Here is a 21,637-nt window from a genome sequence, read left to right on the forward strand (position 1 = left end):
TCGATCCCAGTATCGCCCACGCAGGCAGGCCCGGTTCCCGTCCAGGGAGCCGGGCCTTCGTCGTTCCCGGGGTGTTCCCGACGACGTGCCGGTGCCGGCTCGGGAATGTCAGTGGCGCCGGGCGCCCGCTGGGGCCCTCCGTGCCACTGAAGAACGACGACGCGCACTACCGCCGACCGCCGTGGCGGATGCGATCGCGATCGGCGGGACCGTGCTCGTGGCTCTGGCGGTCGTCGTCGGTCTCCCGTGGATCGCCGCACGCCTTCGCCGCCGCGGCGTGGCGACCGGGACGACGATGGGTCCGTTCGAGGAGATGTGGCACCCCGCGGCAGCCCGGGCCCGTGTCGACATCGAGGTCCAGCAGGAGATCCGGGAGCCCGCCCCGACGCCCGGCCGTCGACTCCGCGCGCAGTGGCGCCTGCGGTAGCCGGCCACGGCCCGGACGTGACGATGTGGCGTTCCTGCCACTGGACGCCGGCAACGACGCTTCGCTGCCACGACGTCGGGAGTGGTTGTGCGCCACTGACTCTTGCACCAACGGTTGAACGCTCTAGTATCTCTCTCGTGCACGAGCGGACGGTGTGGGGCGAGCGGGCTCGCCTGGCGGCATGGTCGGCGCTGGTGAACATCGACGAGCTGGGGCTCGACGACGTGGGTCGGGTCCGCGTCCTCGAGCTCGCACGCTCGCTGACCGAGCTCCCCGATCAACGCAAGGCGCGGCTGCTGCGTGAGGCCCTGTCGAGGTCGACCGGGCTGACCGTGCGCACCGTCGTGTCCTGGCTCGACGAGGTCCCCGTCGCCTGATCGGCGGGGCGCGACCGACCCGTGCTTCCGACTGTCGGGGGGTCCCTCTACGGTCACCTCGTCGGGTGAGGCGGGGAGGACATCGCATGGGTGCACGTCGGGCCGTGGTCGCCGCGGTGGCGGTGATCGGGCTGCTCCTCGTGGGGACGGCCGCATGGGCGAACCAGGCGCAGCCGTTGCGCTACGTGAACCTCGGGGACAGCTACAGCTCGGGCGCGGGCATCCAGCCGGCCGACCCGGCGGCGGCGCCCGCGTGCAGCCAGTCGCAGCTGAACTGGGCGCACGACATCGCGTCCGACACGGGCGCGCAGCTCACCGACGTCTCCTGCAGCGGCGCGAAGACCAAGGACTTCCGCGCCTCGCAGTCGGCCGGCGTCGCTCCGCAGCTCGACGCGCTGGAGGCGGACACCCAGCTGGTCACGATGACGATCGGCGGCAACGACGGGGACGTGTTCACCACGGCCTTCGGTCAGTGCGCGCAGCTCGGCCTGCAGTCGCTCGGCCGCGGCAACCCGTGTGAGCAGAAGTTCGGCACCACGTTCGTCGACCAGGTGCGCAAGACGACCTACCCGAACCTCGTCAAGGCACTGCAGGACGTGCGGAAGAAGGCGCCGAAGGCGCGCGTCGCGATCTCGGGCTACCTGCAGATCCTCTCGCCGACGGGCTGCTTCCCGATCATGCCGGTCGCGTCGGGCGACGTGGCCTACCTCAACGACCTGCAGGCCACGCTGAACGACGCGGTCAAGCGCGCCGCCGCGCGGACGGGCGCCACCTACCTCGACGTCACGGCCATCTCCACCGGCCACGACGCCTGCCAGCTGCCCGGGACCCGTTGGGTCGAGCCGGTCATCCCGGTCAACGCCGCGCCGGTGCACCCGAACGCGATCGGCGAACGGGAGATGGCGAACAACGCGATCGCGAAGCTGGGCCTGGCGAGGGTCTGACTCAGGGCCGCCGGGCCGGGAGCTCCGTCAGCGCGCGGAGCTCCTCGGCCAGTCGGTCGCGGTGCTCGTCGATGCCCGACGACGGGTCGGTGTCGTCCGACCACGCGAGCGCATCGGTGAGCACGCGCAGCGCCGCATTCACTGCCGCCGCGCGGACGAGGACCGTCAGGTCGTGCTCGGGCAGGCCGAGACGCCGGCCGAGTACCGCGGCGAACACCGGTTCGGCCCGCTCGTGCAGGACCAGCCACACGGCGCGCACGCCCGGCTCGTCGCGGGACATCCGCACCACCGCGAGCACGGCCTCGAGGTCCTCGGGCGACACGGTGTAGGCCGACCGCAGGTGGTCGCCGAGCTCGTCCGCGGGCTGCCACGAACGCAGGACCTCGACGAACGCGTCCAGCGACAGCGACAGCAGCGGCTCGACGCACGCCTCCTTGGATCGGAAGAGCCGCCACAGCGTGCGCTCCGAGACTCCCGCCGCGCGGGCGATCTGCTCCCCGGTCGTCTCGGCGACCCCGTGCTCGCGGAACAGGGCCACGGCGTGCCGCGAGATCGCCAACCGCTGCCGTCGGCGCTGTTCCTCGGTGACCGGCGGTCGCCCACGACGGTGGCCCGACCCGTCGTCGGGAGCTGTGGTCATCCGCACACCTTACCCACCTTTTAATGGCACTGACTGCCACAAAGACGTACCGTCGGTGATGTCGCCGTCACGTTGAGGAGCATCATGACTGCCACCACCGACCGGACCGCGGATCTCCACCTGCCGTTCGAGCGTCCGAACATCCTCGAGATCGCCCCGCTCTACGACGTCCTGCGTCGCGAGGCGCCGGTCGCGGCCGTGACGACCCCCGCGGGCGACCCCGCCTGGCTGGTCACCCGCTTCGAGGAGGTCCGCGACCTGCTCGGCGACAAGCGCCTGGGCCGCTCGCACCCGCACCCCGAACAGGCCTCCCGCATCACCGACGGCGCCGTGCAGGAGGGTCCCTCGGGCAACTACGAGACCGAGGAGGCCGACCACACGCGGATGCGCCGCCTCCTCACGCCGGCGTTCTCCGCCAAGCGCATGCGGCAGATGGGCGAGGACGTGCAGGGCCTCGTCGACGGCTACCTCGACACGCTGGTCGCCGCGAAGGACGCGGACGGCGTGGCCGACCTGCACGAGACGCTCGCGGTGCCGCTGCCGGTCGCGGTGATCTGCCGCCTGCTCGGGGTCCCGCACGACGACTCCGGCTACTTCCGCGACCTCTCCGACCGCATGGCGAGCTACGGCAACGGGGACGACGCGCAGGCGGCACGCGCGGAGTTCGGCCGCTACATGGCGGGTCTGGCCGAGCAGAAGCGGGCCGCGCCGCAGGAGGACGTCATCTCCGACCTGGTGCACGCCCAGGAGGAGGACGAGAACTACGACTACGCCGAGATGATCCGGCTCTCGGTCGGGCTGCTCTTCGCCGGCCACGAGACCACCGTCAACCGCATCGGGCTCGGCGTGCTCATGCTGCTCACGCAGCCCGATCGGTGGCAGTACCTGGTCGAGGACCCGGAGGGTCGGACGGACCGGGTCGTCGAGGAGATCATGCGGCTCGGTGCCCCCGGCGACCTCGGCCTGCTGCGCTACGCGCACACCGACGTCGACGTCGCCGGCGTGACCATCCACGAGGGCGACGCCGTCATCCTGTCGGTCAACGCCGCGAACCGGGACCCGGAGGCGTTCGCCGACGCCGAGGCGTTCGAGCCGGAGCGCGAGGAGCGCGCCCACGTCGGGTTCGGCCACGGCGGACACTTCTGCATCGGCGCGAGCCTCGCCCGCACCGAGCTGCGTACCGTCTTCCGCACGCTCGCGACGCGGCTGCCCGACCTGCGCCTGGCCGTCGACCTCGAGGACATCGACGTGCGCACCCAGCACCTCACCGGTGGCGTGAAGGCCCTGCCCGTCACCTGGTGACCGGGTCGGGACGACGACGACCCCGGGGCCGCCCCTCGGCCCCGGGGGTCGCCGTCACCGCGCGGCGGCGATCAGGTCGGCCATCGCGGCGCTGTCGTGGTCCGGGCCGCAGCCCTCGAGCAGGAACGTGACGCTGCGGGTGTTGCGCGTGCGCAGCGGGAGGAGCTCCCGGTAGGCGGGGGAGCGGTACCAGGCCCGCGCCGACGGGAGGTCGGGGAAGCCGATCAGCACCATCACCCCGTCGAAGGGGCCCTCGAGCACCTCCGGCGTGGCGCCGTGGACGAGGAACCGCCCGCCGTACGGGTCGAGCGTCGCCTGGATGCGACGCAGGTAGTCGAGGATCTCGTCGTTCTGGTCGATGTCGTGGAGCAGGCCCACCGCGTACGCGTTCATGACGACGAGCGTGGTCCGGTGCGCCCGCAGGGGCGATGACCTGCCGGGTCATGTTGCCGTGGCCCCGTCGGTCGCGCACCGTGGGAGCGTGACCAAGGCGGTGCAGGACCTGATGATCGCCGTGGAGCGGGTGCACGACGCCCTACACACGGCGATCCGGGCCGGCGGGCCGGTCGCGCACCTGCTCGACGAGGACGCGACGTTCGACGTCCTGCCCGGCGGCGTGGGTGCGACGGGCGCGGCCGAGGTGGAGCGGTTCGTCGCCGAGCACGTCGTGCTCCCGGGCGACCTGACCGTCCGTCGCACCTCCCGCACGGGCGACCGCTTCCGCGTGGTCGACGAGGAGACCTTCGCCTTCACCCACGAGCGCGAACTGGGCTGGCTGCTCCCGGGCGAGCCGACCGGGAAGCCGGTCGAGCTCGTCGTCGTGACCCTGACCGCGATCAAGCGCGGGCGCGTCACCCGGGCGCGGATGGTGTGCGCGGAGCGCCCCTGAGGGGTCCCTGTACCGTCGCGCCATGCTCGCGGAGCTCCTCGCCCGGCTGAACCGCCTGATCACGTGGCCCCCGCCGGACACCGACCGGAACCGCTTCCTGTTCCGGCTCACCTTCCCGCTGGCCGCCCTCGCGTCGGTGTACGTGCTGACGTTCGCCCTGGTCAGCGACGGGTTGCTGCCCTACTTCGTGTCGATCGTCCTGCTGATGGTCACCGGGGTCAGCGGCATCGGGCTCCTGCTGATGCGGGCGCACCGCCAGGAGGTCGCGGCGGCCGAGGCCGCGGAGCTCGCGGGGGTTGAGCGGCCCGGTGGAGCGCCCGCGGCCTCCTGACCTCGCCGCGCCCCGGTGACGCCCCGGCGTGTGGTCGTCCACGGGCCCGGGCACTCCCGGTCCTCCCGACGGCGGCGCGCGGGCACCCGGTCGACCGGGCACCCCGCGCGATGAAGGAGTGCGACGACGTGACCGACACGACCGCGGACCTCGGGCAGCAGGTGTTCCGCCTCGTCTACCGCAGCCACACCACGATGGGCAGCGCGAACCGGCCGGCGGAGCTCGAGGAGATCTTCGAGGTGTCGCGCCGCAAGAACCACGACCTCGGGCTCAGCGGGGCGCTGCTCGTGTGGCAGGACACCTTCGTCCAGGTCCTGGAGGGTGACGAGGCGCGGGTGCGGGAGCTGTACGCCACCATCGCCGCCGACCAGCGGCACCAGCAGGTGGAGACGCTGGACGAGGGGGTGGTCTCGGCCCGCGCCTTCGGTCGGTGGGCGATGGCGCACGTGTCCGACGACGAGGGCGCCGACCTGCCCGCGGCGCGCGGGGCCGAGGCGACCGACGCCCCGCACGCGACCCCGCGGCTCGAGGACCGGCGCCAGGAGATGCTCCTCGACCTGATGCGGGAGTACGCCGACCCGGACATCAGGCCGCTCTGACCCGTCGGGGCGCTGGGACGCCCGGCTGGTCCGACCGGCACGACCGACGGGCGCACGACCGTACAACGGACGGCCCAGGCCGGTAGCCTGTCGATCACATCGGGCTCGTCGGGGGCGCGGGGGCCTGCGTCCGGACCGACGGTGGGCAGGATGGTGGCGGTGGCGCAGGGACAGCCGCAGGGCCCCCCGGGAACGGTCGCGGACACCGACCTCCCGAGTGCCGCGCCACTGCTCCGGCGCCTGGCGTCCTGGTGGGGACGTGCCCGTGCGGGAGACGCCGTCCGCGTCCTGCTCCGGGGCGGCGTGAGCGGGCCGTCGGTCGTCGACGCCTTCGTCGCGGACGCGGTCCACGGCGGCGACGTCGTCGCGCTCACCGCCCGGGTCGGGGGGCTCCCCGGCGCCTTCGTCGACCGGCTGCTGCGCGCGCTGGACCTCCCCGCGCCGGTCGAGGGCACCGCCGCGAGTCTGCGGGCGCGGGTGCTCGAGGCCCTGGTCGAGCGGCGGGGTCGGCGTCCGCTCCTCGTCGTCGTCCGCGAGCTGCACCTGGTCGACGAGTTGTCGGTGGTCCTGCTGGTCCAGGTCCTCGGTCGTCTCCGCGACGCCCCGGTGATGCTGCTGTGCACCACGTCCGCCGGGAGGCTCGGTCCGCGGTGGCAGGCGACGTTCGCCGGCGGACCCGACGACGACACCCTGTGGCTGGGGGACCTCGACCGCTCGGAGACCCGGCGCCTGGAGACGCGGCTCCGGCGGTCGTCGCCCGCCACCCGACGCCTGCTCGGCGCCCTCTCCGTCCTCGAGGGGGACGACGAGCCGGCGGACGACGAGGTGGTGCGGACCGTCGCCGGGTCGACGTCCGCCGAGTTCGCCGACGCCCGGGCGGAGCTCGTCGCGGCGGGTCTGATCGGTGCGGAGGCCCCGGCGGGCGGGGCCGCCGGTCGGCGGGGCCCCCTGCTCCCGGCCCCCGAGATCGTCGCCGCGGCCCTCGATCCGGCGGAGCGCCGGCGTCTGCACCGGCGCGCGGCCACCGTGGCGTGCAGCGGCCGGACCGCGCTCGCCCACCGCGTCGCGGGCGCGGACGGCCCGGACCCGGCGCTGGCGGCGGCGCTCGAGTCCTCGGCCCGGGCCGAGGCCGCCGACCACCAGGAGGCCGCCACCCGGCTCCTGGCGGCCGCCGACCTCAGCGACCGGCCGGCCGACGCGGAACGGCGGCGCCTGGCGGCCGCGCTGCGGTGGGTGGACGCGAACGACACCGAGCAGCTCGCGCTGCTCGCGCCGGTGGTGTGGGCGGCCTCGCCCGGCCCCGAGCGGGACGTCGCACTCGGGTTGCTGCTCTCGCACGAGCACCGGCCCGAGGCGGTCGTGCGCCTGCAGGCGGCGATGCACGCGGACGACGCGGACCGGGAGGTCGCGTGCCTCGCCGGGGTCCGCCTGGCCCTGGAACACGTCTTCCGTGGCCGCGGTGCGGACGCCGACGACGTCGCGGGTGTCGTGCGGGACCGGACCCGCGACCCCGTGCGGGCCGAGCAGGCCCTGTTCCTCCAGGCCATCGCCCGCGGCCTCACCGACGGACCGGCCGCCGGGCTCGCCGTGCTCGACGGCCGGCTCCGCGGGGCGCTCACGGCCGACCTCGCGGTCACCGCGGGCACGTTCCTCCTGGCCCAGGGCGATCCCGCGGCCGCGCGCGAGCGACTGGAGGAGGCGGTGCGTCGCTACCGGCGGGGGTGTTCCTCGGTCAGCGTGCACCGCGCCCACCTCTACCTGGCCGAGGCGCTCTTCCACACCGGGCAGTGGGACCTCTCCGCCGCGGAGGCCGAGATCGCGCTCGAGTGGTTCGCGGACGGGAGCAGACCCTGGGCGCGGGCGGGCGCCCAGGCCGTGGCGGCCATGGTGCCGGCCGCCCGCGGGCACATCGAGGAGGCGCGGGCCCGACTCGACCTCGCCCGCCGGAGCCTGGTGAACCACGACAACCCGCAGGCGACCGCGACGATCGCCCTGGCCGAGGCCGTGGCCGCCCGGGAACAGCGCGACCACGTCGGCGTCCTGGCCGCGACCGCCGAACTCGCAACGTCGACGCGACCCGTCGGGCTGGCCACCGGGCCCTGGGTCCCGTGGCGGTTCCTGCGGGCCGAGGCCCTCGTCGCGACGGGCGACACCGCCGCCGCCCGGGCGCTGCTCGCGGTCGCCGACGGGGAGCAGGCGCCGCTCGGGGCGACCCTGACCCTCCACCGCCTGCGCGGCCTGATCGAGCAGGAGGACGGTCACCGCGACGCGGCGGAGGCCGCCTACCGGACCGGTCTCGCGATCGCGGAGCGTCGCCGGGCCCGCGTCGCGGGGACGTGTCCCGTCGAGCTCGCCGACCTGCAGGCGGCGCTCGCGCACCTCCCCGACGTCGCCGATGCCCCCCGGCTCCGCGCGGCCGCGCGAACGACCTTCACCGAGCTGGCGGCCGACGCCCGCCTCGCGCGGCTGGACGGCGCGGGGCGCGCGGGTGACGGACCGCCCGGGGCGACGTCCGCCCCGTTGCTGACCCCCCGGGAGCGGGAGGTCGCGCGCCTCATCGCGGACGGGATGACCCGTCGGGAGGTGGCCGAGGTCCTGTGGGTCAGCCAGAAGGCCGTCGACTTCCACCTCGGCAACGTGTTCGCCAAGCTCGGGATCACCTCCCGCCGCGAGCTCCGCGGCCGGACGTTCTCCTGAGACCGGTCAGCCCTCCGCGACCTTCTCCCACCGCTCGGCGAGCCGGTCCAGGTCGGCGAGGAGCGCCGAGAGGGCGCCCTCGTCGTCCGACATGCCGTCGGGGACGTCCATGAGCTCGGCGTGCAGGCGGGCCACCTTCGCGGTGACGTCGTCGAAGAGCGCCGCGCCCTGCTCGGTCAGCGTGAGCAGCTTGCGGCGGCCGTCCGAGGGCGCGGTGTCGCGCCGGATCAGCGACCGGTCCTCGAGCCGGCGGCAGACGTCGGCCATGGTCGAGCGGTCGAGGGCCACGCAGGCGGCCAGCGACCCCTGGTCGACCTCCGGGTACTCGCGCACGGCCGTCAGCACCGCGAACTGGGGGCCCGTCAGGGTGGTGTCCACGTGCCGCAGCCAGGCGGCCGAGTAGGCCTGGTAGATCCGCCGCGCCAGGAACCCGGGCGAACCGCGCAGCCGTTCCGGCGTCGCCGGTCGGCCCTGGTCGCGGGTCGGTGCCGCGCCCGCGGCCGTGGTCCCGTCGTCGTCTCCGCTCATCCCGTTCCTCGTTCCCCCGGGCGCCGGATGACGGGCGCGGGCGGTCACGAGGAGTCGTCCTCGGGTCTGAAGACCGACCGCGTCCTCCGTCCGACGCGTACCTCGCGTCACCCGTCCGGCGTGGACGGCGACGCTTCCCCCCTTCACGTCGCGTGACGCGACTTCATCGTGCACGCTACGACGTGACCCCACCGGTAGGCGAGAGGACCCGTCCGGACGCGCCGCGAACCGTCAGGACGGACGGGGGAGCAGCGGGGCCGGGACCTCGGCCGGGAAGAGCCGCCGGACGTCGTCGAGGGTCACCAGACGCAGCCCGATCACCTGGTCGACGACGGCCACCCGCCAGCCCCGCGTCTTGTCGTTGAGCCGCACGCCGCGCAGCCAGCGCTGGGCGTGCCGGAACGCCTCGCTCTGCGTCTTCGGGCTGGGCGCCGGCCGCCCCGCCGTGCGGTGCCACTGCGCGATCTGGTCGGCGTCGCCGTGGACGTCCCTCGCGACCCCGTCCGGGCTCAGGGCGGCGGCGATGAGGGTCGGCCCGCAGGCGGCCACCAGCACCGACCACCAGGTCTCGTCGGTGGGCAGCGCGGCGTTCACGGTCCGGCCGCCGGCGAGGTCGTCGCGATCGGCCGCCGCGGCCGTCGGGGCGAACGCGAGCAGGGCCAGCGTCACCTCGCGCCCGTCGGCGAGCCACAGCCCGAGCGAGGCGCGCGAGTCGCGGACGAGCAGGCCGTTGCCGGCCCGGATCCGGTCCTGCCCGGCGACCCCCGGGACCACGAGCGTCAGCTGTCCGCCGTGACGCTGCCGGTTGATGACGAGGTAGGCGTCGTCGCGGATCTCGATCTCGGCGGCGACCCGGGACACCTGGTCGTCGTCGACCTGGACGTGCCGGTCGCTCGCACCGTTGCGCCCGATCGTCGCCGTCTCGCCCCAGGGGACCGACAGCCGGCGCTCGGTGCGCACGTCGAGCAGCGCCAGACCCCCGAGGGGCAGGCGTCCGACCCCGGACTGGCTCCGCACCCGGTCAGTATCCCCGGGCCGCGACCCGCGTGGTCGTCGCCGGGTCGGCGTCCGCGGCCGCGAGCAGGCGCAGCCGCGGGCCGTCGCTGCCGAGGGTGATCTCGGCGCCGGGCGGGACCGGGGTCGGCCCGGCGATCCGCCGCCCGTCGACCCGCGTGCCGTTGGTGGAGCCGAGGTCGGTCGCGGTCCAGCCGCCCGAGCGGTCCGGCGCGAGGCGCAGGTGCCGCCAGGAGACGCCCGGGTGCTCGACCGGCAGCCCGGCCGCCGGGTCGCGGCCCAGCTCGACCGTGCCGTGCAGTTCGGTGTCGCCGAGCCGGGCGCCCGCCGCGTCCTCCACGACCAGCACGGCCTGGACGGCCTGGACGGGGTTCCCGACGACGAGCGTGCGCAGCCTGGCCGGCACCGCCCCGGTCACCCGCGTGGCGAGCGCCGCCAGCCCGGTCCCGGCCCGGCCGGGCAGCGGCCGCGGGCCGTTCCGGACGACCGACGTCGGCCGGTCGCCGGCCTCGCCTGGGTGGCCGGGGGCGCGCCTCCCGCCCCCGGCCCCGGGCGGGACGGGCCCGCTGCCCCGGCCGTCCCACCCGGTGCCCGGCCGGAGTGCGGCCGGGCCCCCGCCCGCGCCCCGCGCCGGGGCGAGCGGGACCGCCGTCGACGCACACGCGGCGGCGACGGGGGTCTGTTGCGGCTCCGAGAACGCCGCGGTGACGACGACGCGACCGAGCGGCACGTCGTCGGAGACCAGCAGGTGCACCCAGGTCCGCTCGGCGAGGCGGCGCACCCCGCGCTCGCGGCCGTGCTCGACGTAGCCCTCGGCGAGCTCCCGGGCGAGCGCCTCCAGCGGGCGGCGCCCGGCCACCTCGGCGCCGTCGACGGGGTTCCACTCCACCCACAGGTGCGGGGCCGCGACCTGCTGGCCGCGCGGGGTCCAGACCAGGGCGTCGTCGCCGTCGAGGCGCTCCGCGGTGACCCGCAGCAGGCCGTCGCCGTGCACCCACGGGCGCGCGAGCACCGTGCGCAGCGCCCGCCGCACGGGCGCGGCGGTCGGCGGGGCGACGGCGAGGTCGACGGTCGCGGTGGTCGACGGGGGAGCGTCCAGCGGCTCCGGCCGCGGACGGGCCCAGGCAGCGACGACGACCGCGAGCCCGGCGGCGAGCGCCACGAGCACGCAGATCAGCAGGGCGACGAGCAGGGAACCGGTGGCCCACCAGAGCAGGAGCAGCGCGGCGACGGAGCCGCCGGCGACGAGCCGGGTGCGGGTCACTCGCCCACCGCCGGGGTCGAGCTCCGCTGCGCTGCGTCTCCCACCGCCACGACCCGGTCCAGGCCCGGCACCTGGTCGGCCACCTGGGTGGGCGTGGGGAGGTGCGACGCGGCCGTCGTCAGGACGCCGCTGCCCTCCGCCGCCCGCCCGAGCCAGGCGGGTCCGACCGCGATCGCCGCGGCCCCGATCAGCACGCACACCACGAGCGCGAGGCCGCCGTGGGCCACCACGCCGACGGCCCGGTCGACCAGCACCGGACGGGCGTAGCGGCCACCGGCCCGCGCGGCGAGGGTGTCGGCGAGCCGGCGCCCGAGGCCCAGCCCGATCAGCCCGGCGACGAGGACACAGGCGATCAGCAGGGGCGTGGACGCGGCGTCCCACCAGCCCGCCACCGCAGCCCCGACGATCACCCCGACGACGGCGCCGGCCAACGAGAGCACCAGGGACGTCCCGCCACGACGCCAGCCGCGCCAGGCGGCGAGGGCGACGACGGCGAGCACCACCAGATCCACGAGCGTCACGGGTCCTCCTCAGGAGTCGGTCACCAGCGAGTCAACCGATTCCGCGGGAGCCGCGGGGGCGCGTCGTCGGGAACTAATTACCGAGCTGCTCCAGCCTGCGTGAGCGGGCGCACAGCGACGACTGTGAGCCGGATCGTGCGGTTGATCCGGTACCTTGGGTAGCGGTTACCGGCGGTCTCCGGTACCCCTGGTACCTAGAAGTTCACCAGCAGAGGAGACACCGTGACGGCCGCACTCTCACCACGCGTTCGGCGCCTGCGTGACCTGGCGACCCGCCTCACCACGCCGCTGCTCCCCGACGACTACCTGACCCTGATCAACCCGCTGTGGTCCGCCCGTGAGCTGCGGGGCCGGATCGTCAGCGTCACCCCCGAGGCCGAGGACGCGGCGACGATCGTCGTCGAGCCCGGCTGGGGCTGGGACTTCCCGCACGCCGCCGGCCAGTACATCGGCGTCGGCGTGCAGATCGACGGGCGCTTCGTGTGGCGCTCGTACTCGCTCACCACGCCGCCCTCGCGGGACGGCAAGCGCCTCGTGATCACCGTCCGCGCCATGCCGGACGGGTTCGCCTCGCAGCACCTCGTCTCGGGCGTCGCGCCGGGCACCATCGTGCGCCTGGCCCCGCCGGCCGGCGAGTTCGTCCTGCCCGACCCGCTGCCCGGGAAGGTCCTCTTCCTGACGGCGGGCTCCGGCATCACGCCGGTCATGGCGATGCTGCGCTCGCTCGACCGGCGCACCGACGCCGCCGAGGACCTGGTGCTCGTGCACTCGGCCCCCGACGCCGAGCGGACCCTGTTCGCCGACGAGCTCGACCTGCTGGCCCGCCGCCACCCGACGTGGCGGATCGTCCGGCGCCACACGCGCACCGAGGGGCACCTGACGCTGCCCGCCGGGCTCGACGAGGTCGTGGCCGACTGGCGGGAGCGCCAGACCTGGGCCTGCGGTCCCGCCGAGATGCTCGACGACGCCGAGAAGGCGTTCGCCGACGCGGGCGTCGGCGAGGCGCTGCACCTCGAGCGCTTCGCGGCGTCGTTCTCCGGGTCCGCCGAGGGCGGGACGATCACGTTCGCCCGCTCCGGGCGCACCGTCGAGACCGACGGCGCCACCACCGTGCTGCAGGCCGGCGAGCAGGCCGGCGTGCCGATGCCGTTCGGCTGCCGCATGGGCATCTGCCACACCTGCGTCGCCCCGCTGCGCTCCGGCGCCGTCCGCGACCTGCGCGACGGCTCCGAGCACCGCGTGGCCGACACCGACCAGTCCACCCGCACCGTCCAGACCTGCGTCACCGCCGCATCCGGTGACTGCACCGTCGACCTGTAAGAGAGGAGCCAGGGATGGCCATCTCCGACATCAAGGAATTCGCCCACCTGACCGAGGCCGACGTCGAGGCCCTCGGCGAGGAGTTCGACCAGATCCGGCGCGACGTCGAGGCGACGCGCGGGGCGGCCGACGAGGAGTACATCCGCTCGATCATCAGGACCCAGCGCCGCATCGAGATCGCGGGGCGCGCGGCGCTGTTCGGCAGCGTCGTGCCGCCGCTGTGGATGGCGGGCGCCGCCCTGCTGGGCGTGGCCAAGATTCTCGAGAACATGGAGATCGGCCACAACGTCATGCACGGCCAGTGGGACTGGATGAACGACCCCGAGATCCACTCGGCCACGTGGGAGTGGGACAACACCTGCCCCGCCGAGCAGTGGAAGCACTCGCACAACTACCTGCACCACACGTACACGAACGTCATCGGCAAGGACAAGGACGTCGGGTACGAGATCCTGCGGGTCACCTCCGACCAGAAGTGGCACCCGATCAACATCGGGCAGCCGGTGTTCAACACCCTGCTGATGCTGCTGTTCCAGCACGGAGTGGCCATCCACGACCTCGACATCGAGGGCCTGCTGCGCCGGGACATCGAGGACCCGGAGGAGTTCAAGGCCAAGCTCGAGCAGGTCGGGCGCAAGATGCGCAAGCAGATGGGCAAGGACTACATCCTGTTCCCGCTGCTGACCGGGCCGTTCTTCCTGACGACGCTCACGGCGAACATGGCCGCGAACCTCATCCGCAACGTGTGGTCCTACGCGATCATCTTCTGCGGACACTTCCCCGACGGCGCCGAGGTGTTCACCGAGGAGCAGCTCGAGAACGAGACGCAGGGCGAGTGGTACCTGCGCCAGCTGCTCGGCTCGGCGAACTTCACCGGCAACCGGCTCATGCACGTCATGTCCGGCTCGCTCGGGTACCAGATCGAGCACCACCTGTTCCCGGACCTGCCGTCGAACCGGTACCCGGAGATCGCGGAGCGGGTGCAGGCCATCTGCGAGAAGTACGACCTGCCCTACAACATCGGGCCGTTCCCGAAGCAGTTCTGGAAGTCGATCCGCACCATCTGGCGGCTCGCCCTCCCGAACCGCAAGGCCGCGGAGGAGCAGGCCGCGCACGAGTCGGCGGGGCTGCGCCGCGAGAACGCGACCAGCACCCCGGCCGCCGAGGCCGCCGCCCGCGCGGAGGCTCCGGTCGCCGCGTAGGACTGATCGGAACGAACGGCACCGTCGCGCACGAAGATGCTGCGACGGTGCCGTTCGCTCGTTCCGACGGCGGCTCAGTCGATCAGCCGCACGTCGTGGTGGAAGTCGTTGCGGAACCGCCGGGCGGCCGCGCCCAGCTGCTCGGGCGACGGCACGACCGGGCGCTCCGGCGGCATCCGGGCCCCGGTCGGCTCGCCGGCCGCGGCGAAGAACCGCTCGAACCCGCCCGTGCTCACCCCGAGGGTGCGGGCCCGGTGCGACTCCACGCGGAACGAGTGGAGGTGACCGGCCGGCACGTAGCCGAAGTCGCCCGTCGTCAGGACCCGGTCGACGCGACCGCCCTCGCCGTCCTCGACGACGACCCGCACCCGTCCGTCGAGCACGTAGAAGATCTCGTGCACGTCGGGGTGCGAGTGCACCGGGACGGCCGGACCGCGCGGCGCCTCCATCGTGAACACCCCGAACTGGCCCTGCGTCTCGTCCCCGGAGAGCAGGACGGTGAAGAGCTGGTCGAACAGGTGCGCACGCTCGCCGTCGCCCGCCTCCAGCACGTACGGCGCGGGCCGGCCGGGCAGGGGCGACGGCCCGACGGCGGGGGTGGTGAACTCGGCGGTCATCGGTCCTCGTCTCGCTCGGGTGGGGCGCCAGCATGCGGCGCGGCCCCGACCCCGGACGCCGGGCCTTCCGGTGAACGGCACACTGATCGGCGTGTGGGAGCGCATCCGCGAGTCGCTGGGCGGCTTCGTCGTCACCGTCTGGGTGGGTCTCGCCGCGATCGTCGCGCTGTTCGCGACCTCCGCGTACCTGCAGGCCCACGCCGACACCCGCGAGGTGTGCACCTCGTCGGCGGCGGTCCGCGTGCCCGACGCGGACTGCACCGCGCACCACCCCGGCACCACCTGGGTCTACTACCGCGACGGCCTCGTCGTCCCGCCGGTCGGCGGCTCGACGGCGGGTGCGTCCACCGACGCCCCCGACGGCAGCGCGGTGCCCGGCACCCCGGACACGGGGGGACCCGCCACCCCCGGCTGACGACGGGTCGGCGTCGTCGTACCTGCCGTCGGACGGACCGCCGGGCCTACCGTGACCCGGTGACGAATGTGGCGGACGTCGACGTGCCCGGGGCGCGGCTGTACACCGAGGTGCGCGGCGCGGGTCCGTTGCTGGTGTGCGTGGTGGGCGGGAACGGCGACCCGACGGTGTTCGCGCCGCTCGCGGAACTGCTCGCGCCCCGGTGGACGGTGCTCACCTACGTCCGACGCGGGTTCGTGCGCAGCCCGGTCGACGGCGCGGTCGGCCCGGACAAGCTGTCCGCCGACGTCGACGACCTGGCCGCGCTCGTCGAACGACACGGCGGCCCGGCGGTCCTGCTCGGGAGCAGTTCGGGCGCGATCGTCGTCCTCGAGCTGGTGGTGCGCCGACCCGAGCTGGTGCGGGTCGCCGTGGCTCACGAGCCACCGCTGCTCGGGGTGCTCCCGGACCGTGACGCCCTGGCCGTCCGCTTCGACGCCGTGCTGGAGACGTATCGGCGTGACGGCCTCGTCGCCGCCATGGGGGAGTTCGGCGAGCTCACCGGGGTCGGGGTCCGCCGACCCGACCCGGCCGAGGTCGAGCCGGTGTCGGTGCCGCCGGAGTTCGCCGCGATGCAGGAGCGGTGGCCCGCGAACACCGCCTTCTGGTTCGAGCACGAGTACCGGTCGTACCCGGCCCACCCGCTCGACGTCGCCGCGCTACGCACCCTCGCCGACCGGCTCGTCCTCGCGATCGGCGCGACGAGCCGCGAGGAGGGGCAGCTCGCGAGCCGCCCGAACCTCGTGCTCGGCCGCGAGCTGGGCCTGGAGCCCGTGGAGGTCCCGGGCGGCCACCTGGGCTACCTCGAGGACCCGGCCGGGTTCGCGGCGACGCTGGAGGACGCCGTCGGCGCTCGTTCCGGCCATTCCTGACCTGCCCGCCGCTATTCTCCGACCATGACCGCCTCGTGGAGCATCGACGCGGAGCCACCGACGACGCCGCTCGGGGCCGGTGCGTCGCCGGAGGCGATCCACGCGGCGCTGGACGGTCCGGACCAGGAGCGGTTCCGCCGCGCGCTGGATGCCGCGTCCGAGCGCATGCGCCGCGACCTCGACCTCACGCCGGTGTTCACCGTGCTCGAGGAGTTCCGACGGCTCGCGCTCCTGCAGCGTGATCGAAGCGCCTACCACCGTGTCGTTCGGGCCGCGGCCGCTCTGGCGACCGGGCAGGAGAGCCCGGTGGACGAGCCCTTCGAGGTCACCCGGTCCAAGGCGGGCCTCTAGCCCAGGGTGTACGAGGTTGACGACAGCGCCGTGGCCGACACCCTCGCGTCGATGCCGACCGAACTCCTCGGGCCCTACCTCGAGCTCCGGGCCGCACTGACCGTCGCGCCGGACGACGTCGGGGTGCCGTTGTCCTCGGACCGGCCCGAGGGGATGCGGACCGAGGCCATCGGGCCCGACCGGACCATGATCGTCTACTTCGGGAAGTGGGCGGAGCCCCAGAGGGTGGTCGTCGTGTAAGAGGTGGTGTTCTGACCGCCGACCCCGCCGGTCAGCGGCCCTTCCGCGTCCACGTCGACCCCGCCGACGACGGCGCCGAGGTCGTCAACGCCGTCGGCGACCGCGTCCGCACCGAGTTCTACCGCCGCATCGGCCTCGACGACCTCCTGCGGCCCGCGGTCGCCTGACGGCCGGTCAGCCCCGCAGCGACCGGAGCGCCGCGAGGGCCCGGTCGCGCTCGCCGGTCGGGACCAGCAGGTGGTCGTGGTGGAACCCCGCGAGCACGTTGCAGCTGATCCCGGCGTCGGCCAGGGCGCGGGAGAACGCCGCCGTCAGGCCCACCGCCTCGAGGGCGGAGTGGACCGTCAGCGTCAGCCACGCCGCCACGAACCCGTAGGTCACGCCGAGGTCGTCGGCGTCGGTGCGGGGCAGGACGAGCGTGACGCCCTCCTCCTCGACGACGACCGCCCGGGCGCGGGCGACGGCCGGGTGCCCGCCGGGGACCGTGGCGACGACGAACTCCCCGTCCCGCACGACCGCGTCGAGCGTGGCGAGCATCTGCGCGAGGTCCGTCGAGCCGCTCACCCGGACAGCCTCGCAGCCGACGAGGGCCGGGACGATGATCGGGGCGTGCTGCACACGACGACGACCGCCGCCGAGCGGCGGGCGAGGTTCCGGGCGGGCCTCGCGTCCGGGACGCTGCAACGCCTCCCCGGTGCACCGAACCCGCTCGCCGCGCGGATGATCGCCGACGCCGGGTTCGAGGGCGTCTACCTCTCCGGGGCCGTCGTCGCGGCCGATCTAGCGCTGCCCGACGTCGGGCTGACGACGCTCACCGAGGTCGCCGGGCGGGCCGGTCAGGTCGCCCGGGTGACGGACCTGCCGCTGCTCGTCGACGCCGACACCGGGTTCGGCGAGCCGCTGTCGGTGGCGCGGACGGTGCAGGTCCTCGAGGACGTCGGCGCGGCCGGGTGCCACCTCGAGGACCAGGAGAACCCCAAGCGCTGCGGGCACCTCGCCGGCAAGCACGTCCGGCCGGTCGAGGCGATGGAGCGCACGATCGCGGCGGCGGTGCGGGCCCGCCGCGACCCCGGGTTCGTGCTGTGCGCCCGCACCGACGCGGCCGCGGTGGAGGGGCCGGACGCGGCGATCGAGCGGGCCCGCCGCTACGTCGACGCCGGGGCCGACATGATCTTCGCCGAGGCGATGGCCGACGCGGCGGCGTTCGCCCGGGTCCGGGCCGCGATCGACGTCCCGCTGCTGGCGAACATGACCGAGTTCGGCCGCAGCGAGCTGCTCACCGCCGCGCAGCTGACCGACCTCGGGATCGACGCGGTGATCTACCCGGTCACCCTGCTGCGGCTCGCGATGGGCGCCGTCGCCGACGGGCTCGCCGCCCTGGCCGCCGACGGCACCCAGGCCGCGCTGGTCGGGCGGATGCAGACCCGCGACGAGCTCTACCGGTTCCTCGACTACGACGCCTACGCCACCTTCGACGACTCCGTGGCCGGCTTCCGCCCGGAGTAGTCCGGCAGCTCGATGGTCTCCACCGGCGGCGCGGGCACGACCGACCGGAAGCGCCCGACGGTGGCGGCGACCGGCCCGGCCATCGCGCGCAGACCCGCCCGGAACAGCCGGAGCTGCCCGGCCGTGCGCGGGTGGCTCGCCGGGCCCATGACGAACTCCTGGGCCCGGTCGGTCAGGGGGCGCAGCACCCGCTCGTACCGCACCAGGGCCGCCGGGACGTCGGTGGGCGTCGTCCCGAGTTCCCCGGCGAGCACCCAGGCCCCGGCGAGCGCGCTCGTGGTCCCGGTACCGAACGGTCCCGCGCACCAGGCGGCGTCGCCGAGGACCGCGACGCGGCCCCGGTGCCAGGACGGCAGGCGGACCTGGGCGACCTGGTCGACGTGCAGGGACGGGTCGTCGAGTCCGGCGAGGATGCGCGTAGTCTCCCAGCCGACGTCGCGGTAGGTCGCGCGCAGCAGGGCGACCTGGTCGGCGCGGTCGAGGGCGCCCAGGCCGCGCAGGTCGGTGTACAGGCTGAGCATGGCGCGGGTGGTGCCGACGGCGTCCGGGCGGAGGTGGACGAGCCGCCCGCGGCCCGCCGCGTGCACCCGCCAGCGACGGTCGTCGTCGGCCGTGCGCGGGATCGTCAGGTAGGCGAAGACGAGGCCGAGCTCGTGCAGGTCGACGTGACCGAACGCCAGATCCCGCGTCCGCGAGCGGGCGCCCTCGGCGATCACCACCGCGTCGAAGCGCCGTCCGGGGCCGTGGGCGAACGTCACGTCGACCCCCGACCCGTCGTCGTGCAGGGCGACGACGTGGTCGCCGAACACGTACTCCGCGTCGTCGGCGGAGTGTTCGTACAGCACCCGGGCGAGGGCGCCCCGCAGGACCTCCAGCTCCGCGGTCGGGGCGCCGTCGGCGTCCCCCGCGCCGGCGGGGAACTCGGCGAAGGTGTGGCCGTCGGCGTCCACGAAGGCCTGGCCCGTCTCGCTGGTGTGCAGGTGGGCGACCTCGTCCTCGAGGCCCATCCGCTGCAGCACCTCGCGGCCGATGCCCCGGACGTCGACGTTCTGGCCCTCCTCGCGGAGGTGGTCGGCCCGCTCGACGACGGTCACGTCCCAGCCCGCGGCCGCGAGGCGGGCGGCGGCGGTGGGGCCGGCGATGCCCGCGCCGGAGATCAGGATGCTCGGAGTGTGCACGGGGGTCCTCCCGGTCGGTGTGGGCCTGGGATAACCTCTCTTAGAACATCTAAGCTTCGTTTCTCTAAGAAGATCGGGAGGACGGGTGGCCGACGAGGTACGCCACGCGGCGATCCGCGGACTGCCCGGGCTCGCCGACCTCGACGACGCGACGCTCGCCGTCAACGACGTCATCGGCGCCTCCCGGGAGCTCACGGTGCGGGCCGCGCGCGCGATGGGGATGAACACCACCGACATGGCGGCGGTGCACCTGCTCGCCGAGTTCGGCCCGATGGGCACCACCGGCCTCGCGGCCCGCCTGGGCATCACGCAGGCCTCGACGACGGTCCTCGTCGACCGCCTCGAGCGGGCCGGCCACGTCGAGCGGGTCCGGGACACCGCCGACCGCCGCCGCGTGGTCCTCACCGAGACGCCCGCGGCCCGGGAGGCGAACCGGGCGGCCTGGTACCCCACGATCCGGGAGATCGACGACATCTGCGCGGCGCTGTCCGACGCCGAACGCGCGTTCGCCCTCGATCTGCTCAACCGTCTGCGCCAGGCGATGGAACGGGGCGCCCGCTCGGGTGAAGCCCCGTCGGCCTGAGCCGGTCACGTACGCTTGTTACGTTCATGTTTCCGACACGGCCGGAGTGGTCAGCAGTGAACGCGCAGCGTCAGCAGCGTCAGCAGTGGCAGTCGAGCACCTTCTCGAGCGGCGGCCCGGGCCGCGTGGAGTGGCGGTTCGACGGCGGGCAGGTGCAGCTGCGTCACCGGGGGCACGACGACCAGGGCACGCTCACCCTCTCGCGCGGGGAGTGGCAGGCGTTCATCGCCGCCGCCAAGGCCGGCCAGGCCGGGTCGATCGCCTACTGAGCCCCGCTCACGCCGGCACGGCGGGCTCCGGCTCGCCGGTCGGCGCCGGCTCGCGGCGCGGCCGCACGAGCGAGATCAGGCCCCCGACGAAGAGGGTGATCACCACCCCGAGCGGCACGAACCACGGGAACGCCAGGGGCGAGCCGTCGATCGAGATGCCGAGGGCCGCCCAGCCGACCCCCACGAGGGTGGCGAGGAACGCCACGAACGCGGCGACGCCGTCGGCGCGGCGCACGATCAGCCCGAGCAGGAACGCCCCGAGCAGCGCGCCGTAGGTGTACGACGCGATCGAGAGACCCAGCTCGACCACCGGGTCGTCGGTCGTGGTGAACAGCGACGCGAACCCGACCATCACCAGCGCCCAGACGCCGGTCATCCATCGCGCGACGCGCAGCATCGTCTCCTCGCCCGGGCGCCACCGGCCCCACGCCTGCACGAGGTCGGCCAGGGTCGAGGTCGACAGCGAGTTCAGCGCGCTTGAGAGCGACCCCATCGTCGCGGCGAGGATGCCGGCCACGAGCAGCCCGGACAGGCCCATCGGCAGGTCCCGCAGGATGAACTCGCCGAACACCTGGTCGCTGGTCAGCCCGAGCGAGGCGAGCGGCGCCCCGCCGTTGCGGGCCCACAGCAGCGCGCCGACCAGCGAGAACAGCGCGAACTGCACGCCGATCGCCACGGCCGAGCCGATCATCGCCTTCCGCCCGTCGGACAGCGACCGGCAGGAGAGCACCCGCTGGGCGATCAGCTGGTCGGAGCCGTGCGACCCCATCGTCAGCAGCGCACCGCCGACGATCGCGGTGACGAACGCGTACGGGCTCGTCAGGATCGGCTTGGAGAAGTCGAACACCGTGAACTTGCCGGCGTCCCACGCCGCGGCCCAGCCCCCCGCGCCGACCTGCAGCGAGAGCACCACCACGCAGATCACGGCGCCCACGAGGTAGAGCCCCATCTGCAGGAAGTCGGTCCAGACGACGGCCTTGATGCCGCCGACGTAGGTGTAGGCGACGGTCACCGCGGTGATCGCCAGGACGATGACGAAGTAGTTGACGTCGAGCCCGAACTCGGCGAGCAGCAGCTTGATCGGGATCGCCCCGGCGAACAGCCGCACGCCCTCGGCGAGCAGGCGCGTCACCAGGAACGTCAGCGACGCGAGCCCCTGCGTGTGCCGGCCGAAGCGCTCGCCGAGGTACTGGTAGGCCGAGACGAACCCGCCGCGGAAGTACAGCGGCAGCAGCACGAACGAGACCAGGATGCGGCCGACGAGGTACCCGACGGCGAGCTCGACGTAGGAGAACGACCCGCCGTAGGCCACGCCCGGCACGCTGATCACGGTGAGGGTGGACGTCTCGGTCGCGACGATCGAGAACATCACCGCCCACCACGGCAGCGACCGCTCGCCGGTGAAGTAGTCGGTGGCCGAACGCTGGCGCCCGGAGAGCTTCAGCCCGATCACCGCGATCGCCACGAGGTAGGCGACGATGACGGCCAGGTTGACGACGTCGTGCATCCCGG

28 protein-coding genes are annotated in these 21,637 nt (G+C 74.4%); 18 read left to right on the forward strand and 10 right to left on the reverse strand.

Translation table 11 applies throughout. The features are described from left to right. The first annotated feature begins 181 nt into the window (after positions 1 to 181). The 3 genes from ACQPYX_RS14960 to ACQPYX_RS14970 all read left to right on the forward strand — a co-directional run bounded on the left by ACQPYX_RS14960 (position 182) and on the right by ACQPYX_RS14970 (position 1,748). Positions 182 to 427, forward strand: coding sequence for a hypothetical protein (locus ACQPYX_RS14960; RefSeq protein WP_433798136.1), 246 nt, complete (start codon positions 182 to 184; stop codon positions 425 to 427). 137 nt (positions 428 to 564) lie between these two features. Next, a complete protein-coding gene (locus ACQPYX_RS14965; protein ID WP_433798137.1) occupies positions 565 to 804 on the forward strand; it encodes a hypothetical protein in 240 nt (79 codons plus the stop codon). A gap of 86 nt (positions 805 to 890) precedes the next feature. Continuing rightward, entirely contained in the window at positions 891 to 1,748 is an 858-nt protein-coding gene (locus ACQPYX_RS14970) for an SGNH/GDSL hydrolase family protein (protein WP_433798138.1), read from the forward strand. Between the two features lies 1 nt (position 1,749). Here the strand turns inward: ACQPYX_RS14970 and ACQPYX_RS14975 are convergent, their stop codons facing one another. Next, positions 1,750 to 2,388, reverse strand: a complete 639-nt coding sequence (locus ACQPYX_RS14975) for a TetR/AcrR family transcriptional regulator (protein WP_433798139.1) — start codon at positions 2,386 to 2,388, stop codon at positions 1,750 to 1,752. 84 nt (positions 2,389 to 2,472) lie between these two features. Here ACQPYX_RS14975 and ACQPYX_RS14980 point away from each other — a divergent pair, with 84 nt between their 5' ends. Further along, positions 2,473 to 3,690 (forward strand): cytochrome P450, encoded by a 1,218-nt coding sequence (locus tag ACQPYX_RS14980; protein WP_433798140.1) that lies wholly within the window; start codon positions 2,473 to 2,475, stop codon positions 3,688 to 3,690. A gap of 54 nt (positions 3,691 to 3,744) precedes the next feature. Here ACQPYX_RS14980 and ACQPYX_RS14985 read toward each other — a convergent pair whose 3' ends face one another. Beyond that, positions 3,745 to 4,083, reverse strand: coding sequence for a DUF1330 domain-containing protein (locus ACQPYX_RS14985; protein ID WP_433798141.1), 339 nt, complete (start codon positions 4,081 to 4,083; stop codon positions 3,745 to 3,747). An 88-nt stretch (positions 4,084 to 4,171) separates the two neighbouring features. Here ACQPYX_RS14985 and ACQPYX_RS14990 point away from each other — a divergent pair, with 88 nt between their 5' ends. The 4 genes from ACQPYX_RS14990 (at position 4,172) to ACQPYX_RS15005 (ending at position 8,206) form a co-directional block, all read left to right on the forward strand. Then, positions 4,172 to 4,579: a hypothetical protein gene (locus ACQPYX_RS14990; protein ID WP_433798142.1), complete on the forward strand. Its 408-nt coding sequence runs from the start codon at positions 4,172 to 4,174 to the stop codon at positions 4,577 to 4,579. 22 nt (positions 4,580 to 4,601) lie between these two features. Continuing rightward, positions 4,602 to 4,910, forward strand: coding sequence for a hypothetical protein (locus ACQPYX_RS14995; RefSeq protein WP_433798143.1), 309 nt, complete (start codon positions 4,602 to 4,604; stop codon positions 4,908 to 4,910). Between the two features lie 128 nt (positions 4,911 to 5,038). Continuing rightward, positions 5,039 to 5,509 (forward strand): BLUF domain-containing protein, encoded by a 471-nt coding sequence (locus ACQPYX_RS15000; protein WP_433798144.1) that lies wholly within the window; start codon positions 5,039 to 5,041, stop codon positions 5,507 to 5,509. A 159-nt stretch (positions 5,510 to 5,668) separates the two neighbouring features. Then, a complete protein-coding gene (locus ACQPYX_RS15005) occupies positions 5,669 to 8,206 on the forward strand; it encodes a LuxR C-terminal-related transcriptional regulator (RefSeq protein WP_433798145.1) in 2,538 nt (845 codons plus the stop codon). Between the two features lie 6 nt (positions 8,207 to 8,212). Here ACQPYX_RS15005 and ACQPYX_RS15010 read toward each other — a convergent pair whose 3' ends face one another. The 4 genes from ACQPYX_RS15010 to ACQPYX_RS15025 form a co-directional block, all read right to left on the reverse strand. Continuing rightward, positions 8,213 to 8,734, reverse strand: a complete 522-nt coding sequence (locus ACQPYX_RS15010) for a MarR family winged helix-turn-helix transcriptional regulator (RefSeq protein WP_433798146.1) — start codon at positions 8,732 to 8,734, stop codon at positions 8,213 to 8,215. 231 nt (positions 8,735 to 8,965) lie between these two features. Next, a complete protein-coding gene (locus tag ACQPYX_RS15015) occupies positions 8,966 to 9,751 on the reverse strand; it encodes a hypothetical protein (protein ID WP_433798147.1) in 786 nt (261 codons plus the stop codon). 4 nt (positions 9,752 to 9,755) lie between these two features. Continuing rightward, positions 9,756 to 11,012: an FHA domain-containing protein gene (locus ACQPYX_RS15020; RefSeq protein ID WP_433798148.1), complete on the reverse strand. Its 1,257-nt coding sequence runs from the start codon at positions 11,010 to 11,012 to the stop codon at positions 9,756 to 9,758. Beyond that, positions 11,009 to 11,533 carry a hypothetical protein gene (locus ACQPYX_RS15025; RefSeq protein WP_433798149.1) on the reverse strand — a complete coding sequence of 175 codons (525 nt, stop codon included), beginning with the start codon at positions 11,531 to 11,533 and terminating at the stop codon, positions 11,009 to 11,011. Before ACQPYX_RS15025 ends, ACQPYX_RS15020 begins: the two co-directional genes overlap by 4 nt. Positions 11,534 to 11,755: 222 nt before the next feature. On the opposite strand from ACQPYX_RS15025, the gene ACQPYX_RS15030 reads away from it, so the two are divergent. Next, positions 11,756 to 12,853: a ferredoxin reductase gene (locus ACQPYX_RS15030; RefSeq protein ID WP_433798150.1), complete on the forward strand. Its 1,098-nt coding sequence runs from the start codon at positions 11,756 to 11,758 to the stop codon at positions 12,851 to 12,853. A gap of 14 nt (positions 12,854 to 12,867) precedes the next feature. Further along, on the forward strand, positions 12,868 to 14,055 hold the full coding sequence (locus ACQPYX_RS15035; RefSeq protein WP_433798151.1) for a fatty acid desaturase family protein: 1,188 nt from the start codon (positions 12,868 to 12,870) through the stop codon (positions 14,053 to 14,055). Between the two features lie 74 nt (positions 14,056 to 14,129). Here ACQPYX_RS15035 and ACQPYX_RS15040 read toward each other — a convergent pair whose 3' ends face one another. Then, entirely contained in the window at positions 14,130 to 14,672 is a 543-nt protein-coding gene (locus tag ACQPYX_RS15040) for a quercetin 2,3-dioxygenase (RefSeq protein WP_433798152.1), read from the reverse strand. 91 nt (positions 14,673 to 14,763) lie between these two features. Here ACQPYX_RS15040 and ACQPYX_RS15045 point away from each other — a divergent pair, with 91 nt between their 5' ends. The 5 genes from ACQPYX_RS15045 to ACQPYX_RS15065 are packed head-to-tail and all read left to right on the forward strand — an operon-like array spanning position 14,764 to position 16,756. Next, on the forward strand, positions 14,764 to 15,087 hold the full coding sequence (locus tag ACQPYX_RS15045; RefSeq protein WP_433798153.1) for a hypothetical protein: 324 nt from the start codon (positions 14,764 to 14,766) through the stop codon (positions 15,085 to 15,087). 59 nt (positions 15,088 to 15,146) lie between these two features. Further along, positions 15,147 to 15,998: an alpha/beta fold hydrolase gene (locus ACQPYX_RS15050; protein ID WP_433798154.1), complete on the forward strand. Its 852-nt coding sequence runs from the start codon at positions 15,147 to 15,149 to the stop codon at positions 15,996 to 15,998. A 24-nt stretch (positions 15,999 to 16,022) separates the two neighbouring features. Further along, a complete protein-coding gene (locus ACQPYX_RS15055; protein ID WP_433798155.1) occupies positions 16,023 to 16,349 on the forward strand; it encodes a DUF6247 family protein in 327 nt (108 codons plus the stop codon). A gap of 51 nt (positions 16,350 to 16,400) precedes the next feature. Beyond that, positions 16,401 to 16,589, forward strand: coding sequence for a hypothetical protein (locus ACQPYX_RS15060; RefSeq protein WP_433798156.1), 189 nt, complete (start codon positions 16,401 to 16,403; stop codon positions 16,587 to 16,589). Continuing rightward, entirely contained in the window at positions 16,556 to 16,756 is a 201-nt protein-coding gene (locus tag ACQPYX_RS15065; protein ID WP_433798157.1) for a hypothetical protein, read from the forward strand. The genes ACQPYX_RS15060 and ACQPYX_RS15065 overlap by 34 nt, the downstream gene beginning before the upstream one ends. 7 nt (positions 16,757 to 16,763) lie before the next feature. On the opposite strand, the gene ACQPYX_RS15070 is transcribed toward ACQPYX_RS15065, so the two are convergent. Then, positions 16,764 to 17,153 carry an ACT domain-containing protein gene (locus ACQPYX_RS15070; protein ID WP_433798158.1) on the reverse strand — a complete coding sequence of 130 codons (390 nt, stop codon included), beginning with the start codon at positions 17,151 to 17,153 and terminating at the stop codon, positions 16,764 to 16,766. 45 nt (positions 17,154 to 17,198) lie between these two features. On the opposite strand from ACQPYX_RS15070, the gene prpB reads away from it, so the two are divergent. Continuing rightward, entirely contained in the window at positions 17,199 to 18,095 is an 897-nt protein-coding gene (prpB, locus tag ACQPYX_RS15075) for a methylisocitrate lyase (protein ID WP_433798159.1), read from the forward strand. On the opposite strand, the gene ACQPYX_RS15080 is transcribed toward prpB, so the two are convergent. After that, on the reverse strand, positions 18,050 to 19,273 hold the full coding sequence (locus ACQPYX_RS15080) for an FAD-dependent monooxygenase (protein ID WP_433798160.1): 1,224 nt from the start codon (positions 19,271 to 19,273) through the stop codon (positions 18,050 to 18,052). The genes prpB and ACQPYX_RS15080 overlap by 46 nt on opposite strands. Before the next feature lie 85 nt (positions 19,274 to 19,358). Here ACQPYX_RS15080 and ACQPYX_RS15085 point away from each other — a divergent pair, with 85 nt between their 5' ends. Both ACQPYX_RS15085 and ACQPYX_RS15090 read left to right on the forward strand, forming a co-directional pair. Further along, entirely contained in the window at positions 19,359 to 19,856 is a 498-nt protein-coding gene (locus ACQPYX_RS15085; RefSeq protein ID WP_433798161.1) for a MarR family winged helix-turn-helix transcriptional regulator, read from the forward strand. Positions 19,857 to 19,912: 56 nt separating this feature from the next. Beyond that, positions 19,913 to 20,125, forward strand: coding sequence for a DUF397 domain-containing protein (locus tag ACQPYX_RS15090; RefSeq protein ID WP_433798162.1), 213 nt, complete (start codon positions 19,913 to 19,915; stop codon positions 20,123 to 20,125). Between the two features lie 7 nt (positions 20,126 to 20,132). Here the strand turns inward: ACQPYX_RS15090 and ACQPYX_RS15095 are convergent, their stop codons facing one another. Further along, a complete protein-coding gene (locus ACQPYX_RS15095) occupies positions 20,133 to 21,632 on the reverse strand; it encodes a sodium:solute symporter (protein WP_433798163.1) in 1,500 nt (499 codons plus the stop codon). Between the last annotated feature and the right edge of the window lie 5 nt (positions 21,633 to 21,637).

It is taken from the genome of Actinomycetospora sp. CA-084318 (assembly GCF_050955885.1).
In the GTDB taxonomy this organism is placed as follows: domain Bacteria; phylum Actinomycetota; class Actinomycetes; order Mycobacteriales; family Pseudonocardiaceae; genus Actinomycetospora.